The sequence below is a fragment of the Lysobacter soyae genome, assembly GCF_019551435.1.
GTDB classification, from domain to species: domain Bacteria; phylum Pseudomonadota; class Gammaproteobacteria; order Xanthomonadales; family Xanthomonadaceae; genus Solilutibacter; species Solilutibacter soyae.
This window is the reverse complement of record NZ_CP080544.1, coordinates 423316-441116: the sequence shown is the minus strand read 5'-3', so window position 1 is coordinate 441116 and position 17801 is coordinate 423316. Positions and strand designations below refer to the sequence as shown.

Annotated in this window: 12 protein-coding genes; 5 read left to right on the top strand and 7 right to left on the bottom strand. The window is 58.4% G+C overall.

What is annotated here, in order from left to right; all coding sequences use genetic code 11:
- Positions 1–13 precede the first annotated feature (13 nt).
- Positions 14–1564 (top strand): hypothetical protein, encoded by a 1551-nt coding sequence (locus H8L67_RS02040; protein ID WP_220380135.1) that lies wholly within the window; start codon positions 14–16, stop codon positions 1562–1564.
- Between the two features lie 29 nt (positions 1565–1593).
- On the opposite strand, the gene H8L67_RS02035 is transcribed toward H8L67_RS02040, so the two are convergent.
- Positions 1594–3378 (bottom strand): polysaccharide deacetylase family protein, encoded by a 1785-nt coding sequence (locus H8L67_RS02035; RefSeq protein WP_220380134.1) that lies wholly within the window; start codon positions 3376–3378, stop codon positions 1594–1596.
- A gap of 33 nt (positions 3379–3411) precedes the next feature.
- Positions 3412–4305 carry a LysR family transcriptional regulator gene (locus H8L67_RS02030; protein WP_220380133.1) on the bottom strand — a complete coding sequence of 298 codons (894 nt, stop codon included), beginning with the start codon at positions 4303–4305 and terminating at the stop codon, positions 3412–3414.
- Between the two features lie 132 nt (positions 4306–4437).
- Between H8L67_RS02030 and H8L67_RS02025 the strand changes: the two genes are divergently transcribed.
- The 4 genes from H8L67_RS02025 to H8L67_RS02010 all read left to right on the top strand — a co-directional run bounded on the left by H8L67_RS02025 (position 4438) and on the right by H8L67_RS02010 (position 8932).
- A complete protein-coding gene (locus H8L67_RS02025) occupies positions 4438–4836 on the top strand; it encodes a DoxX family protein (RefSeq protein ID WP_220380132.1) in 399 nt (132 codons plus the stop codon).
- A gap of 69 nt (positions 4837–4905) precedes the next feature.
- Positions 4906–5709 carry a dioxygenase family protein gene (locus H8L67_RS02020; protein WP_220380131.1) on the top strand — a complete coding sequence of 268 codons (804 nt, stop codon included), beginning with the start codon at positions 4906–4908 and terminating at the stop codon, positions 5707–5709.
- Between the two features lie 50 nt (positions 5710–5759).
- The gene (locus tag H8L67_RS02015) at positions 5760–7160 is read left to right on the top strand and encodes a M20/M25/M40 family metallo-hydrolase (RefSeq protein ID WP_220380130.1); all 1401 of its coding nucleotides are present in this window, start codon (positions 5760–5762) and stop codon (positions 7158–7160) included.
- A gap of 101 nt (positions 7161–7261) precedes the next feature.
- The gene (locus H8L67_RS02010; RefSeq protein WP_220380129.1) at positions 7262–8932 is read left to right on the top strand and encodes an ABC1 kinase family protein; all 1671 of its coding nucleotides are present in this window, start codon (positions 7262–7264) and stop codon (positions 8930–8932) included.
- Between the two features lie 53 nt (positions 8933–8985).
- Here H8L67_RS02010 and H8L67_RS02005 read toward each other — a convergent pair whose 3' ends face one another.
- The 5 genes from H8L67_RS02005 to H8L67_RS01985 all read right to left on the bottom strand — a co-directional run bounded on the left by H8L67_RS02005 (position 8986) and on the right by H8L67_RS01985 (position 17767).
- On the bottom strand, positions 8986–9462 hold the full coding sequence (locus H8L67_RS02005; RefSeq protein WP_220380128.1) for a pyridoxamine 5'-phosphate oxidase family protein: 477 nt from the start codon (positions 9460–9462) through the stop codon (positions 8986–8988).
- A complete protein-coding gene (locus H8L67_RS02000; RefSeq protein ID WP_220380127.1) occupies positions 9459–9941 on the bottom strand; it encodes a hemerythrin domain-containing protein in 483 nt (160 codons plus the stop codon). Before H8L67_RS02000 ends, H8L67_RS02005 begins: the two co-directional genes overlap by 4 nt.
- A gap of 82 nt (positions 9942–10023) precedes the next feature.
- On the bottom strand, positions 10024–10674 hold the full coding sequence (locus H8L67_RS01995; protein ID WP_220380126.1) for a sensor histidine kinase: 651 nt from the start codon (positions 10672–10674) through the stop codon (positions 10024–10026).
- On the bottom strand, positions 10671–12353 hold the full coding sequence (locus H8L67_RS01990; protein WP_220380125.1) for a response regulator: 1683 nt from the start codon (positions 12351–12353) through the stop codon (positions 10671–10673). The genes H8L67_RS01995 and H8L67_RS01990 overlap by 4 nt, the downstream gene beginning before the upstream one ends.
- The gene (locus tag H8L67_RS01985; protein ID WP_220380124.1) at positions 12353–17767 is read right to left on the bottom strand and encodes a hybrid sensor histidine kinase/response regulator; all 5415 of its coding nucleotides are present in this window, start codon (positions 17765–17767) and stop codon (positions 12353–12355) included. The genes H8L67_RS01990 and H8L67_RS01985 overlap by 1 nt, the downstream gene beginning before the upstream one ends.
- Positions 17768–17801: the final 34 nt, after the last annotated feature.

Here is a 17801-nt window from a genome sequence, read left to right as displayed (position 1 = left end):
CGGGGAGGTCGATATGTCATTGCTTGGACGCGGGCGACTGTGGGCTGCCGGCCTGTTGGCATGTGTTGCGATGCAAGCGCAGGCGGAAAATTTGGTTTGCGGGACCGTGTTTCGGAGCACCGCCGATGCCGGTTCGACACTTCGCGTGGTCAATGCGCAGCAAATCGAGCCCGCACACAGCGGCGCGATCTTCGGGCGTCACCTATATCAAGTTCGCGATGGGGATTTGTATACGTTGGATCCCGATGTGGGCGTGGTTCGCCATTACCGGATCAAGGGTGACGACCTAGTCGAAATCGACGATGAGGGCACGCCGGGCGACCGTCTGAGTCGCGATGCCAGTCTTCCTTGCGAGCCCGATGTCGTTTTGCCACCGCCCGGACGTTGCCGCAACGATCTCGCCCATTGCGAAAAGTCCGTGCTCGACAAGTCCGACCTCGGCAACATGCGCGAAGTCTGCGCGGAAGGCATCGGCTACGGCTGCAAGACCTTTTTGAGAACAGCGGCCCGCCCCCCTGAACTTGATCGCGAACCCCCCGAGGCGCTGAAGCGCGCATGCGACGAAAAAGCCCGCAATTTCAATAGGGCGGATTGCGAAGCGGCGATCGGCAACTATATCGGGCAAGCCTTTACCGCGGGCATCGCTGCTGCGTTCGGTTCACCACCGCCGATTCCGGCCGCCATCCTCGATGAACTTCCGGCCTTGTGCAAGCGATCGCGCTCGGGAGAAGGTTGCGCCGCGTTTGCCGACACGCTGCTGGCAGCCGGTCGCTTTGCGCCTTGGTTGGACACACAAATGCAGGCTTGTGCTTTCGACGACAATCAACGTGCCTGCCCGAACTTTCCACGTACCTTGCAACGACTGCGGCAGGTGCAAGCGTTCTCACCATCGAACGCTGTGCCATGCGGCCGCTTTGTGGCGCTTAATGAAGCCGACACTTTGTACAGCGAGCTTGATTTCCAAGATCGCGGACGCGTGACGATTTCAGGATTCAGTACACGGCGTGCACGTGTCGAGGACGGTGTCGTCAAGGTTCGACACGACAAAGGCGCAGATTTCGTGTTCCGCGCTGCGGGCGACATGCTGATCGGGACAGATACTTGGACCCAAGGCAACGTCTACGTGCCTGCATCGGGTGGCGCATCACACTGTCAGCCGCCGCCGCGATACCGCGAAGTAGCGATGCCAACCGATTGCCCGGTGGTTTCACCGGCGGAAGTCGCTACATGTTGCGATGCCGGAAAGCTGCAAGGCTGCAATACGCGTGGCAACCAATCCGCACTCGCCGGCAATTGGGACGCCGCCGCACGTGACTACACCCGCTTGTGCCGCGCCAACATCCGCATCGGTTGTGAGAATCTCGCGCGCGCCGCCGTGGAGCTCAACGACGAAGTGCCGGAGGAACGTTTGAAGGCCATTTGCGATGCCGATTCGCAGGCTGTGGCCTGTGATGTTCTGGAAATGACGGACTGGGATGCGCAAGGCGTGCAAAAAGCGTTGAACGAGATTCTTCGCGACATCGAAAAAGAGGATAGCGACGCTTCGCCAGAAGACAGACCTTAACCCCGTCGTTCGCAACTCGCGCCGTGACCTTACAGCGCGATGCGTACCGTCTCCCCCGCTGCCAAATCCAGACGCACCTTTTTACGCGGAGCTTTTGGCAGATGGACGACCAAACCGCGTATTGCCAGTGGCGAATGTGCTTCCAGCACCCAGCCCTTGCCAACACGCACCACATTGATGTCGACCTGATCGCGCGCCACCCACCATTGCCCGAAGGATTCAAGGTTGCCGATCCATGCACGATCGCGCCAAGCATCAATCCAGCGCCGCTCGAATTCCAACTTGTGCCCGGTGATATCCGGATGGTTCAGCAGCACTGCGAGCCCCTGATTGCGGGCGATATCGTGCATGACCTCTTGCGCTTGATCGAAACGCTCACCCAACGGCGGCTGCGCCTCGTCCTCGATCGTGACTGGAAATTCAAACACCGGCGCCAAAGCGCGGCCGGCACGACCCACCGTCATTTGATAGGGCAAATGCGTGAGGGTGCGATTGGCGGTCAGTGAAGAGGAGTAGCGGTAGCCGGTGGCCGCGAGCGCCTCCGGCAATACAAAGGGATACGACAAATACCCCGGACGGAACGACACCACCTGTGCAGACGACAGGGATTCAATCAGATACTTCGAGATTCGCAACTCGCCGAGCACCGTGCCATCGGTGACCGTGCCGCGCGCTTTCACAAACGGACGGTAGTCGGGATATTGTTCGTGCCCGGTTCCCAGCGGCATGTGTTCGAACTGACGCGAGTGCGCGACCGTGTGACTGCCGAGCTCCATCTTCATGCCGACCAGGTTGTGCATCACCTTGACGGCATCGGGGTCGAAAAACACTTCGTCGTTGTAATCGCGGCGGTACTTGGTCTGGAAAAAGAAAGTGCCAGACACATCGCGATCCTTCAGCACGTTCGCGAAGGCCAAGGAATTGCGCACCGAGGGACCATAGTCCACATCGTGCGTCGGCAACATCGCCAGAGCCTTGTCTTCCGGCACCGTCGAAACGCGCCAGGGCATCGGTTCTTGCGCGAGGTAAAGGTCGCGGATCCAGCGCACCAACACATCCATGCCGGGCTCGTAGCCGTTCACGTATTGGCGATTGATCGGTTCGGCGCGACCGTCCATGCCCATTTGGATCAGACGTCCGGCATCCAGACCCATCAAACAAGCCATGCCCACTTGTTGATTGCAGGTGAGAGCTGCCGTGTCATCGTCGAAACGCGCGAGCACCGTGGCCGACGTTGCGGAATAACCCAGCGTCCAAAGCTTTTCTTCACGATTGACGCGAACGACATCTTCGCGCGGAATACCGCGAGGCTGCATCCAGCGGATTTCCTCGCGCGACTTGGCGGGACGATAGCCCGAAACGCCGAACACGTCGTTCAAGCCGCCTCCTGCGAGTTCAAACGCCAGCACCACGTTCCCGCTATGTATGTGGTTTGCCAAGCCGCGCAAGGCATTCGCCGACATCGCCTTGCCTGACACGATGGGATAGACCAGCACCACGTGATGGCGAAAGGCCACCGCCGGATCAAGCGTGAATCGCGCCGGGATGCCATGCGCTTTGAAGGCGCGCACCCAGCCCAGCCAATCCGAGTCCGGATCGGTGATCAACACTGCGATGCGCTGTTCGGAACCCTGATCGAAAGTGTCCACTTGCGCCGCATCGATATGCGGCATCACCGTTGCAGCTACCGGACCATGCAGTCCTTTGAACACATATGTAGCGGTGTAGACGCGCCAAGCCGTCCACGCCACCAATCCGAGGAAGACGATACAGAGCAAGACAAGCACGTAAGTGCGTTTGGCAATGCGTTTCAAATGGCGTGCTCTCCTTGCATACGCGTTGTCACTTTACCAAGGTCGCTTCTCGAACGATGCCACCAGGAAGTCGAGCAGACTGCGCGTTTTCATCGGCAGATGTTTGCGAGTGGGATACACCGCATGGATACCGAGTTCGATCGAGCGATACTCCGGCATCAATTCCACCAAGCGTCCGGTGGCCAAGTCGGCACCGACCAAAAAGTCCGGTTGCAGAATGATGCCGTGGGCGGCGAGCGCGCCCGCGCGACAGGTGTCGCCACTGTTGCTATGCAAGCGTGGATGTACACGCACCTCCACATCGCCCTCGGGCCCTTTGAAGCGCCAGAGATCACCGCCACCCCAATAGCGATAAGACAGCACCTGATGCCGCGAAAGTTCTCGTGGATGCGTCGGTGTGCCGTGTTGCTTCAGATACTGTGGCGCGGCGCACAAGACCACACGGGTAGTGGCAAGTCGCCGGCTGACCAACTGCGAGTCGGCCAGGGTGGTGATTCGCACGGCAAGATCGTAGCCTTCCTCGAAAAGATCCACCACGCGATCATTCAAAGTCACATCCAGCGACACTTTGGGATGCCGTTCAATGAATTGCGACCACAAGGGCGCAAGGTGCAAGTTCCCGAAAGTGACCGGCACATTCACGCGCAACACGCCCGTGGGCTCGCCACCGCTGGCACTGGTTTCTGACTCAAGGTCGTCAAGCGCTTCCACCAATTCGAGCGCGCGCGCATGGAAACGCTGTCCTTCTTGGGTGAGGGAGAGTCGCCGGGTGGTTCGATGCAAGAGACGTACGCCTAGCCGCCCTTCGAGATCGGCGACATGTCGTGACACCGCTGCCTTCGACAGACCCGAAGCCTCGGCGGCACCGACAAAACTCCCGGCGCGAACCACCGCAAGAAAGCTGCTGAGTTGCTGGGGATCGAGCATCGATTGTCTCGCTAAATGCAACAGTGTTTCATTATATTCCGCATTTATCGCCACAGGTGTTCGTAATACAGTGGTCACCAGCCCAAAGTTGGCTTATCGCTTTTCCACCCGCTTCTGCACAAAGGACTTCTCATGAACGCTTTGCTCACCCTGCTAGGCCGCACCGGCCTTTCGCTCATCTTCATCATTTCCGGCTGGGGCAAGATCGCGGGCTATGCCGCCACCCAGCAATACATGGAATCCAAGGGCGTACCCGGCGCACTTCTGCCGCTCGTCATCGCGCTTGAACTCGGCGGGGGTCTTGCTGTGCTCGGCGGCGCGTTCACCCGTTGGATCGCTCTCGCGCTGGCCGGCTTCTCACTAGTTTCCGCCGCGCTGTTCCACGCCGATTTCGGCGACCAAATGCAGGCCATCAGTTTCTGGAAAAACGTGGCCATGGCCGGCGGTTTCCTAGTGTTGGCCGCGCATGGTGCCGGTGACTTCAGCATCGACGCGTGGTTGAACAAACGCCGCGGAGCGATTGCCCGCTGATTTCAACAACGCATTTCCATTCCCTTTCGCCGCGCAATACATCGCGCGGCGCCTTTTGGAGTTCACTTCATGACCCGCGCACCCGCCCTGTTCATCTCGCACGGCTCGCCGATGTTTGCACTGGAACCCGGCGTGCTTGGACCGAACCTGCAACATATCGGTGCACACTTCGATGCGATCACCGCGATCGTGGTCGTGTCGCCGCACTGGCAAACCGATGGCGTCAAAGTCGGCGCCACCGCCGCGCCGGAAACCGTGCACGATTTCGGCGGATTCCCGCCCGCGTTGTACAGCCTTCAATACACGCCGCCCGGTGCGCCTGGACTGGCGGAAGACATCGTTGCGATGTTGTCGACCGCCGGCATTGAAGCGCGCTTGGATCATCACCGCGGACTCGACCACGGTGCGTGGGTGCCATTGCGCCATTTGCGACCCTCAGCCGACTTGCCGGTGCTGCAAGTGTCGTTGCCGTATGACGTGACACCAGCACGTGCTTACGCGCTCGGTGCTGCCTTGGCCCCATTGCGCGAGCGCGGTGTGCTGGTCATCGGGTCGGGCAGCCTCACCCATAACCTGTATGAGTTTCGTGCACCGATAGCGGATCCCGACTACGCAAAAGCATTTGCCGATTGGGTGGGCGATGCGGTGGCGCGCGGCGATGTGGCGGCCTTGATCGACTATCGTGCTCGTGCACCGCACGCGACGCGCGCGCATCCGACTGAAGAACACTACTTGCCCTTGTTGGTGGCCGTCGGTGCTAGCCATCCGGATGATGCGCGCAGCTTGATCGAAGGCGGCATGACCTATGGTGTGCTGTCCATGGATTCGTTCGGATTCGGACTGCAAGATGAGCTGATGGCACAAGCCGCCTGACGACGACTGCGGCTAGACTGGCATTCATCTCGTCTGATGTGAATTTGCCCATGATGAATGCCAAGCCTCAAGCTCGACTGAAAGCCCTTGTTGCCGCCTGCCTGCTTGCGAGCGCACTCACCAGCGCACAGGCCGCGTCCCCACAAACGGGCGTGCAAGAGCGCGACGTGCGCGCGGAAATGTATTTCCTGGCGGGCGATGCGATGCAAGGTCGGGGTAGTGGCACCTTGTTCGAGCGCATTGCGGCCGAATATATCGGCTCGCAATTCATGCAGTTTGGCCTTGAGCCGGCTGGCGATGTGGATACCGTCGGCCGTGCGAGTTTCGTGCAAACGGTGCCGGTCCTTGGCAAGAAGGTCGTCGATTCCTTCGAGGCACAAGGCGCGCTTGCCAAGCAAATGGATTGGAAGCGCAATGTGGTGGCTTTCCGCATGGCGGATACCCATGTGCAAGGCAAGCTGCAAAAGCTCAAGGCCGGTGAGGCTGCAGAGAAGGATGCTGTGGTGTTGCTATCCGTTGCTGAGGATGCGCAGTTCAACGATGTTTTCGCGGAATTCCGCAAGCTGACTCGAGCTGGCACGCGCACGGTGATCGTGCCGGCAAACAAACAGATTCGCGACAACTGGGCCACGCTTGCCGAACGGGACGTGGAAGCCGGTGAGCAAGGCAACTTGTTGTTCGTGGATGAGGCGCTTGGTCAGCACCTGTCTTCCCTGAAGGACGGCAGCGAAATAGCTTTCGACACCATGTTCAAGAAACAGGCGGACACATCGACGTGGAACGCCATTGGCAAAATCACCGGCAGCGATCCCAAGCTGGCGGCACAGACGATTGTGTTGAGTGCGCACTTGGATCACTTGGGCGTGAGCACCAAAGAGACCGATACGGATCGCATTAACAACGGCGCCGACGATGACGCCTCGGGGTCGGTGGCGGTGATGGAACTAGCCCGCGCACTGGCCGCGGGCAAAAAGCCAAAGCGCACGATCTATTTCGTCTGTTTCGGAAGCGAAGAGGCCGGCGGCTATGGCTCGCGTCATTTCCTGCAAACCCTGCCCTTCCCGAAAGAAAACTTCGTCGCCAATTTGCAGTTTGAAATGATCGGCCGCCCGGATGACAAGGTCGCTGCGCAAACGCTGTGGCTGACCGGCTACGACCGCTCAAATCTGGGTGCGGAACTTGCCAAACGCGGTGCGCGATTGGTGGCCGACCCGCACCCGGAGGAAAACTTCTTTCAACGTTCTGACAACTACACCTTTGCACGACAAGGGGTCGTTGCGCACACCGTTTCCAGCTATGGTTTGCACAAGGACTACCACCACGCCTCTGACGAAAACGGCAAGATCGATTTCGCGCATATGACACGATCGATCGATTCGATGATCAAGCCCGTGCGGTGGTTGGCCGGATCGGATTTCGTGCCGGCTTGGGTGGAAGGGAAGAAGCCCTGAAGCCGAGCCTCATAGGCGATCCCCGGCATGGCGTCTGACCGTAGCTTGCGCGGGATCCTCACATGATCCGAGGCATCCTCTCGTGCTCGGAGAGGATTTTTATGACGGCACAAACCACCAACATCGCGCGCTCGGCGCAAATCTTGAGTTTCTTCCTGAAATATCGCTCCGCCGGAATCTTTAGCGGACTTTCAGCGGATGCGGCGAATATTCCCGCGCCCCCCGAAGCATCCGAGGGACGGGCGGAACGGTTTGTTTCCGATCTTGAGGCACTCGGGCCAACCTTTGTAAAGATCGGTCAGGCACTCTCGACGCGTCCGGATATGGTTCCGCCTGACTACGTGAAGGCGTTGGAACGGATTCAGGACCAAGTTGAACCGCTACCGTTTGATGCGGTAAAAGCAGTGGTGGAACAAGACCTCGGCGTAAAAATCAGTACCGCGTTTGCGGAATTCGACCCCGCGCCCTTGGGTAGTGCTTCACTGGCACAAGTGCATCGCGCACGATTGCGCGACGGAAGACCTGTTGCAGTCAAAGTGCAACGCCCCAACATCATCGAAGGCATTCGCATTGACTTGGCGGCCCTCACCGCCCTGGCGGACAAAGCCGATCGCTGGACCGACATCGGCCGACGCGTGCAATTTTCGGACTGGGCTCATGAGTTCAGCAAGTCCTTGCTGGCAGAGCTCGACTACCGCGTCGAGGCAGAGAATTTGCAACGTTTCGATGCGCATTTCGCCGACTACCCCGAGCTGTTCGTTCCGCAACCCATCTGGGATTACACGCGCGAAAGAGTCTTGACCATGACCTTGGTCGAGGGGACCAAAGCCACGGACATTTCCGGCATACGCAGAACGGAACAAGACATGAGTGCGTTGGCCGCGGCGGTCATGCGCGGGTATCTGGACCAAGTGTTCGTCTACGGCGAAATTCACGCCGACCCCCACCCGGGCAACTTGTTGGTCACGGAGGACGGCCGCATTGCCTTGCTCGACCTCGGCATGGTGGCGCACGTGCCGCCGAAAAGGCGCGAGCAGCTACTGAAACTTTTGTTCGCGGCGATCGATGGACGTGGCGAAGACGCGGCTGCGGAATCGATAGCCATGAGCACCCGCCTGGAGGACTTCGACGAAGAAAAGTACGTGCGCGAAGTGGGTCAGATGGTGGCGCGATATGCGGCGTTGTCCGGACGACGCTCGTTAAGCGAAGGGCGGTTGGTCCTTGATATCACCTTACTCGGCCCGGAATGCGGATTGCGCACGCCCCCTGAACTCACGCTGCTCGGAAAGACGCTTCTAAATCTGGAAGCGGTGAGCTCGGCGTTGGATCCTGAGCTTGACGTCAAACGTGTGGTGGAGAATCACCTTGAGCACGTGATGAAACAACGAATGCGCAAATCGTTTTCACCGGCCAAAATCGCCAGCGAAGCGATGGCAATGCAAGCTCTGGTGCGAGAGGCACCACAGCAACTCTCGGAGATCTTGGGTCTACTGGCAAACAACCGGCTTCAAGTGAAAATGACCGGCTTGGAAGAGTCTTACCTGATTGAAAATATTCAAAAGGTCGCGAATCGGATCAGCACCGGAATCATTGTTGCCGCACTGATAGTGGCATCGGCGATGTTGATGCGCAGCGAGGGCGGCCCACGCCTTCTTGGCTATCCGGCGGTGGCATTTGTACTTTTCGTGATCGCCGCAGTGCTCGGCTTGGGCATTGTCGTCAGCGCACTGTTGAGGGACGGCAAAGCAAAACCGCCTGCGACGCGAAAATGATGTCGCAGACGGTTAAGAACCGGAGCCTCTAGTGCTTTCCTAAACAGATCCGGTTACAGCTTGACCTGTTTTGCTTGGTCTTTGAAGTCTCGCTTCGGATCGATGCCGATTAGCATCTTGATTCCGGCGAGCAAACTATTGCCGTTTTCCCACACCTCCGCTTGGTCCGGTTGAAAGCGCATGAGACGCAGCTTCGGGTCATCTTTTCCCGTATACCAGGCGGCAATGAACGGATTCCAAAGACGATCGATTACTTCACGGTCATTGTGTTGTTCCAACTGACCGGTGGCACTTGCGAACAAGTCATGTCCTTTAGAGGTCAACATCAGCACGGCGCCCAAAGGTTTTCCACCTTCGGTTGCACGGCCCATTTCCGTGTCGATTGCTGTGAAGAACCATATCGGACCCTGCCCATCTTCACGCAATGCCGTCATCGGTCGCGGCGCGACCCCCTCGGCGCATAACATGACCGTGCGATCAGCGTCCAGCGCTTTCCAAAATTTTTCCACAAGGACTGTTGCATCGGTCATTTTCGTGCTCCTTTCTTTTTTACTTTGAAGGCCTTCATCGCTTCTAGTGCCTCGTCCATGTCCGCGCCTTGTTTGCGCAGTTCGGAAAACATTTCGTCTTCTTCCTCTTCCACATGGTGTTTCACGTATTCCCCCAATACGTGGACATAGGCATCGAAGTGCGGGTCGCTTGCTTTTGTAGACGTGATGCGTGCGATCAAGACTTTCAGCGTGGCGTGTTCCACGTCGGCGTGATCCATGATCTCTTCACTGTCTTTTTCCAAATACCGGCGCGCAGCCGGATAGAAAATCTGTTCTTCCATCTCGGCATGCTGTGAGAGCGCATCACAAATTTTGTCGGCGAGCGCCTTTCGTTGAGCGGCCGGCGCTTCGTAATCCATTAGCTTTTTGTACTCGCCGAATTGGCGATCTACTTCCTCGTGATCCTTGGATAGAATTTCAACAGCGGCTTCAAGTGCGTCCAGCTCTTTCTTTGACATTTGCCAATCCCATCTATCTGAAAATCTCAACTGGAGTTTGAAAATTCAGACGTGAAGTCGGGGAGAAATAGACCGGCGTTGTTCAGGTTTCGTATTGAGGGAAATTCAGGGTAAGCACTTTTTCACCGCATTCACCTACCCAGGTCAATCGGCCTGCGTGCGCGCGAACAATGGCACTAGCGATGGGCAAGGCGAGTCCGAGTTTCTTCCCTTCCGGCGCAGGAACGTCCATCACCGACTCCAGTATTTCGCTGCGCTCTGTGGGCGCACCGATGGCAAGCTCGATCATGCCGTCCGGCAACACAGTGAAGCCGATGGCGATGGTTTCTTCCGGCTTCAAGGCTGCACGCGCCTCGATCAACGCCTTGAATGCTTGGATCAGTCGTGACGCATCCGCTGGAATTGTTGTGGGGACGCCCGCGGTTAAGGTGACTCTGCGGCGCAACGGTGCATCCAATGAATCGATGGCATTGATGAGCAAACATTCCAGATCGGCTTCTTCAAGCCCTGCCACCAATTTACCCTCAGACAAACTGGCCCAATCCGCAAGTTCATCTACCATATCTGCCAGCAAGGAGACCTGACGTTCGACCAACTTGCACAGCTCGGCTTTCTGTCCGTCATCCAGTCCTGGTTGCGCAATCATGCTGGCCGCCATTTGCAATGGCCCCATGGGTCCGCGCAAATCGTGCGCCAGACGTCCCAGCCAAGTGACAGTGGGTTTCCCGTTCATGACTTTGCTTCTTCCCGAGCGACACTGCAAATAGCCTGTATGGACTCGAACTGGGGCGGTTTGACCAAGTGCTGATCGAAGCCGGCATCGATGCTCATGCGTTTGTCTTGCGCCTGTCCCCAGCCACTGACGGCCACCAGCACTATCGCCTCTCCTCCGGGAAGTTGCCTCAAGCGTGCGGCAAGCGTGCGCCCGTCCATTTCCGGCATACCGATATCGGTAAAGATGATGTCCGGTCGCTGCGCAATGACTGCGGCTTCGACCGTGGTGGGGTCGTACAGCGCTTGCGCGTCGTGGCCCAACATGCGAATCATCATCGCCAAGCTGTCGGCGGCATCCCGGTTGTCGTCGACCACCAGAACGGTTTTTCTCGCGGGCGGCGTGTTTAGAGGGGCGCGTGCTTCCGGTTCGTCTTGCACTTCGCTTGTGGCGGCAAGCACCGGGAGCCGGATGCTGAACTCGCTGCCCTTGCCACGTCCGCCGCTACTGGCTTTGACCACCCCCCCATGCATCCCGACCAACTCGCGTACCAACGTCAGACCCAACCCCAAGCCGCCTTGCGAGTGGATAGAGCCGCGCTCCAGCTGGGAGAACATATCAAAAACGCGATCTATTTCATCGGCGTCCATGCCCAAGCCCGAGTCGCTGACGACTGCACGAAGTTCGTTGTCAACGACGGTCAATTCAAAAAGTATTTCTCCGCCCGGCTCCGTGTACTTCGCCGCATTGTTCAGAAGGTTGGAAAACACTTGGGTGAGACGCTCCGCATCTGCCTTCAGATGGATATATTCTTCCGGCATGGCAATGTGGAAAGTGTGACCGCGCGAATCAATCAGCGGTTTGGCCGCCTCGATCGCAGGCAAAACCACTTCTTTCAGGGGGATATTTTTGAATTGCAGATTGATCTTGCCTTGGGAAATGCGAGCGACATCCAGCAAGTCGTCGATCAGGCGAACTAACTGATGCACTTGCCGCTGCATCATCTCCACCAATTCGGGCGGTAACCTTTCGCCTGTCCGCGCATGAATCATCAACGTATTTTGCAGTGGCGCCAGCGGATTCCTCAATTCGTGCGCGAGCGTTGCAAGGAACTCGTCTTTGCGACGATCGACATCGCGGAGCTTGGTTTCAATACGACGTCGCTCTTCGACTTCTTGAAAGAGCGCATCGTTGCGCTCTTCCAATCGCTCGTTGGCTGTTTTCAACGAAGCGTTGAGCATGGCGAGCTCACGCGATTTTTCCAACCTCAGCGCCTCATTGGCTTCCGCAAGAGCCAAATTCGCTCGTTTCAAATCCCGACCCTTTCGAGCCAATTCACACAGCACCATCACTTTGCTGCGCAATATCTCCGGAATGACAGGCACCAACACATAGTCGACCGCACCGAGTTTGTACGCGCGCAGGCGGTCCATGTCGTCGATGTTCACCGCAGTGACGAAAATGATCGGCGTTTTTTCAAAGCGCGGATGTTGATGGATCATGGTGGCGGTCTCAAACCCGTCCATGCCAGGCATATTGACATCGAGCAGAATGACAGCGAATTCGTGCTGCATCAAAAGCCGCAAGGCATCTTCACCCGAGACTGCGTCAAACAACCTTTCACCGAGCGGTTCGAGAATCGCCCGGTAGGTCAAACGGCGACTCGCTTGGTCATCCACCAGGAGAACATTGACGGGCATCAGCGGTGCATCCAGTTGCGCAGCATGGAAAGCAATTGGTCGGTGACCACCGGTTTGGCCATGTAATCCGACGCCCCGGCTTCCATGCACTTCTCGCGGTCGCCCTTCATCGCTTTAGCTGTCAACGCAATGATCGGCAACGCGCGGTACGCGGGATTCTCACGAATCGTCTTGGTGGTTTCGTACCCATCCATTCCGGGCATCATGATGTCCATCAGGATCAAGTCGAAGTGTTCTTTTTCGACTTGGGTGATGGCCTCTTGTCCGTTGTTGGCGGACACCACCTCGATACCCTGCCGTTCCAACAAGGTGGACAAGGCGAAGATGTTGCGGATGTCATCATCCACTACCAGCACGCGTTTGCCTGCCAGGATTTCGTTGGAGTCGTGCAAACGTTTCACCATGGCTTGCTTCCCGGGGGGCAAGTTGTCGATCACCCGGTGCAGAAACAATGCAGTTTCATCCAGTAAGCGCTCGGGTGACTCGACGCCTTTGATCACCACCGATTTCGCCGCCTTGCGCAATCGCACCTCTTCTTCAGCCGTCAGGTCTTTCCCGGTGTGCACCACCACTGGCAGATCAGACCATTCAGGCTGATCGGCTATCCGCTCCAGCAAATCGAATCCGCTCATGTCGGGCAGCTTCAAATCCAGCACGACGCAGTCGAACTTCCCGCTGTGAAGGGCTGCCAGCGCATCTTCACCGGTGCCGACCATATCGACCGCCACGTCATCGTGGCGAATCAGTTCGCCGATACTCATGCGCTCGACGGGGTCGTCCTCGACCACCAGCAATCGCTTGACACGAGGCAGCGAGTACTGGCGAATACGCTCGAGGGCCGCATCAATCGTGCCCGTGTCCGAGGGCTTGGCCAGATAAGAAAACGCGCCGCGCTCCATGCTTTGTTGACGCTCATCTTCAACCGTCACCACCTGCACCGGAATGTGCCGGGTTTCTTGGTCTTGCTTCAAACGCGACAACACGGTCCAGCCGAGCATGTCCGGCAGGAACACATCAAGCGTGATCGCCACCGGCTTGAACTCGCGCGCCAGTCGCAAGCCTTCCGCCCCGCGGTTGGCCACCAGCACCTTGAATCCGCGCGAGCGCCCCAGATCGCGCAATACCGAGGCGTAGTTGGGATCGTCTTCGATCACGAGCAAGCACGGCTCGCCTTCGCCCAGTTGCGTACGATCATCTTCGATGCTTTCCAGCACGCGCCCGACGGTATCGACATCGGCGGGCTCCACCGGCTCACGCTGCGCCGGCATGCTTGATTCTGTGGACACGTAGTCCAACGGCAGATACAAGACGAAGGTGCTGCCTACGCCCGGTTGGCTTTCCAACTTCAACTCACCGCCCAACAAACCGGCAATTTCGCGACTGATGGCGAGGCCGAGGCCGGTGCCGCCGAATTTGCGCGAGGTGCCCGCGTCGGCCTGCTGGAACGCTTCGAACACGATCTTCTGTTTGTCGGCGGAGATACCGATACCCGTGTCGGTGACTTCGAAGGCCACCACTGCGGGCGCTTGGTCGAGCACTTCGTGGCCCGGGGTCCAGCCCTTGCGCGCCGGCGCGACTTTGAGTTTGACGCTACCTTGCTCGGTGAACTTGAACGCGTTCGACAACAGGTTTTTCAGAATTTGTTGCAAGCGCTTGGGGTCGGTGGTCATCGACCGGCCGAGATCGGGCGAGAAATCGAGTATGAAGTCCAGATTGCGACGTTCGGCTTCGTGGCGGAAACCGCGCTCCAGATTTTGACGCAGTGCTGCGAAGCGCAGGTCTTCGCTGTCGACCGTGACCGTGCCGGATTCAATCTTCGACAAATCTAGAATATCGCTGATCAGGTTTAGGAGATCGGTGCCTGCGGCGTGAATGGTTTTTGCGAATTCCACCTGCCGGTCGCTCAAGTTGTCTTCCGGGTTCTCCGCCAGTTGCTGGCCGAGGATCAGGATGGAGTTCAACGGCGTGCGCAACTCGTGCGACATGTTGGCAAGGAATTCTGATTTGTAGCGCGATGTGAGGGCGAGCTCCGCGGCCTTTTCTTCCAACGCCACCCGCGACTGTTCGATTTGCTGATTCTTCGCTTCCACCTCATTCTTTTGCTCGGCCAAGAGCTGTGCCTTGAGCGCAATGTCCTCGTTGGTCTGTTGCAGTTCGCGCTGCTGGGTTTGCAGCTCCGTGGCGAGTTGTTGTGACTGCGCCAGCAAATGCTCGGTCCGCATCGAGGCTTCGATGGTGTTCAAGACGATACCGATCGAGCCGGACAACTGCTCGAGGAAACTCAACTGGCTGGGCGTAAAGGCGGACAACGACGCCAACTCGATCACCGCCTTTGCTTGCCCTTCGAACAACACAGGCAACACCACTATGTTGTGCGGCTCTGCACTGACCAAGCCTGATGTGATTCGCACCGAACCAGCGGGCGCTTCGCGCAACAAAATGGTGCGTCGCTCCGCCGCGCATTGGCCGATCAAGCCCTGGCCGAATTGGAGAATGCGTTCGCTGTTTTCGCCGTTGTCGGCATACCCGGCGAGCAAATGCAGCCGACCTTCGGTGGACGAGGTTTCCGGATCGACAACATAAATCAAACCTTGATGGGCGCCGACCAGTTGCGCCAATTCAGACAGCAGCATGCCGCCCAAAGTTTTCAGGTCGCGTTGGCCTTGCATCATGCGGCCGAAGTTCGCGAGGTTGGTTTTCAGCCAGTCTTGCTCGCGATTGGATTCGGTGGTCGCGCGCAAGGTGCCGATCATCGCGTTCATGTTGTCTTTCAAATCTGCCAGCTCACCGCGCACATCGACCTGAATCGACCGGGTGAGATCGCCCTGGGTCACTGCGGTGGCCACGTCGGCGATGGCTCGCACCTGAGTGGTGAGGTTTTCCGCCAATTGGTTAACGTTTGCAGTGAGGTCTTTCCAAATGCCTGCGGTGCCCGGCACATTGGCTTGCCCACCCAAGCGTCCTTCGACACCCACCTCGCGCGCCACCGTGGTGACCTGGTCTGCGAAGATGCCCAGGGTATCGGTCATCGAGTTGATGGTGTCGGCGAGTTCGGCAATTTCGCCTTTCGCTTCCACCGTCAGTTTCTGTTGCAGGTTGCCATTTGCAACCGCCGTCACCACGCGCGCTATACCGCGCACCTGCGCGGTGAGGTTAGTGGCCATGGAGTTCACGTTATCGGTCAGGTCTTTCCAGGTGCCCGCGACACCCGGAACTTGGGCCTGACCGCCGAGCTTGCCTTCCGAGCCCACTTCGCGCGCCACCCGCGTGACTTCAGCGGCAAAGCCGCGCAACTGATCCACCATGGTGTTGATGGTGTTCTTCAACGCAAGGATCTCTCCTTGTACGTCGACCGTGATCTTCCGCGACAAATCGCCTTGGGCCACCGCCGTCGTGACTTCCGCGATGTTGCGGACTTGGCCCGTCAAATTGGAGGCCATCAAGTTCACGTGGTCGGTCAAATCCTTCCAAGTGCCGGCAACATCCGGCACCTGAGCCTGGCCGCCCAACTTGCCTTCGGTACCCACTTCGCGCGCCACACGTGTCACTTCAGACGCAAAGCCGCGCAGCTGGTCCACCATGGTGTTGAGCGTGTCTTTCAGCTCCAGGATTTCCCCCTGGACATCCACGTCGATCTTCAACGACAAATCGCCGTTGGCAACCGCGGTGGCCACTTCAGCGATGTTGCGCACCTGTGCGGTTAGGTTGCCGGCCATCGAATTCACGTTGTCGGTTAAGTCCTTCCACGTGCCCGCAACACCTGGCACTTGCGCCTGACCGCCGAGCTTCCCTTCCGTGCCCACCTCCCGCGCCACCCGTGTCACTTCGGCGGCGAAGCCATTCAACTGGTCCACCATCGTGTTGATGGTGTTCTTCAGTTCCAGAATTTCGCCGCGCACGTCTACCGTGATCTTGCGCGAGAGGTCGCCAGTGGCGACGGCGGTGGTCACCTCTGCGATGTTACGCACCTGCGCCGTCAAATTTGAAGCCATTGCGTTGACCGAGTCGGTCAAATCAGCCCATGTACCCGCCACCCCCGGCACCTGAGCCTGACCACCCAACTTGCCTTCTGTACCCACTTCGCGCGCCACCCGCGTCACTTCGGCCGCGAAGCCGCGCAGCTGCTCCACCATCGTGTTGATCGTGTCTTTCAGTTCAAGAATTTCGCCGCGCACGTCTACCGTGATCTTCCGCGAAAGGTCGCCGCGCGCCACCGCGGTGGTCACCTCGGCGATGTTGCGCACCTGCGCGGTCAGATTCGACGCCATCGAGTTGACGTTGTCGGTCAAGTCTTTCCAGGTACCGGCCACATCAGGCACCTGTGCCTGACCGCCCAACTTGCCTTCAGTACCCACTTCGCGCGCCACCCGGGTCACTTCTGATGCAAAGCCGCGCAGCTGGTCGACCATGGTGTTGATGGTGTTTTTCAGCGCAAGAATTTCGCCCTGCACGTCGACCGTGATTTTTCTGGAGAGATCGCCTTCGGCCACCGCGGTGGTCACTTCGGCGATGTTCCGCACCTGCGACGTCAGGTTCGACGCCATCGCATTGACCGAGTCGGTCAAGTCTTTCCACGTGCCGGCCACACCGGGCACGATGGCCTGGCCGCCCAGCTTGCCTTCGGTCCCGACTTCCCGCGCCACCCGCGTTACTTCTGCCGCGAAGCCGCGCAACTGGTCCACCATCCGATTGATGGCTTCCTTCAATTCCAAAATTTCGCCGCGGACGTCCACCGTGATCTTGCGAGACAAGTCGCCGTTGGCCACGGCGATCGTTACTTCGGCAATGTTTCGCACCTGCGCGGTCAAATTGTTCGCCATCTGGTTGACAGAATCGGTCAGATCTCGCCACACGCCGGACACGTTTTCGACCTGCGCCTGACCGCCCAAGCGTCCAGCCGTGCCCACTTCCAATGCCACCCGGGTGACTTCCGAACTGAAGGCGCCCATTTGCTGGATCATGCGGTTGACGATGATGGCTGAGCTCAAGACTTCGCCTTGCAACGGCAAACCGCCGTATTCCAGCGGCGCGCTTCGACCCAGATCGCCCTTGGAAACCGCCGAGACCACTTCGGTCATCATGTCGATCGGGCGAACCAGATCGTCGATCAACCGATTGACCGATTGTTCCATTTGCAACCAGGAGCCCTGGCGGTTTCCCGCGTTCATGCGCTCACGCAAGCGGCCTTGCCTTCCGACTAGGTCGCCCAGTCGTTCCAATTCGTTCGCCACTTGTTGATCCGAGGCCACGATCTCATTGAAGGCGTTGGCCAACATGCCTTCAATACCGTCCCAGTGCGCCGGCAAGCTGACTGTGAAGTCACCGCGTTTGACCGCGTTCATCGCCTCCAGCAGTTGCTCCAGACGAGAGGGTTGGTGCGCATCGGAGAGCGAGGCTTCAGAACTTGAGGGCATTGTTCAGAGACAGTTTGGGTCGACTTAACACGCT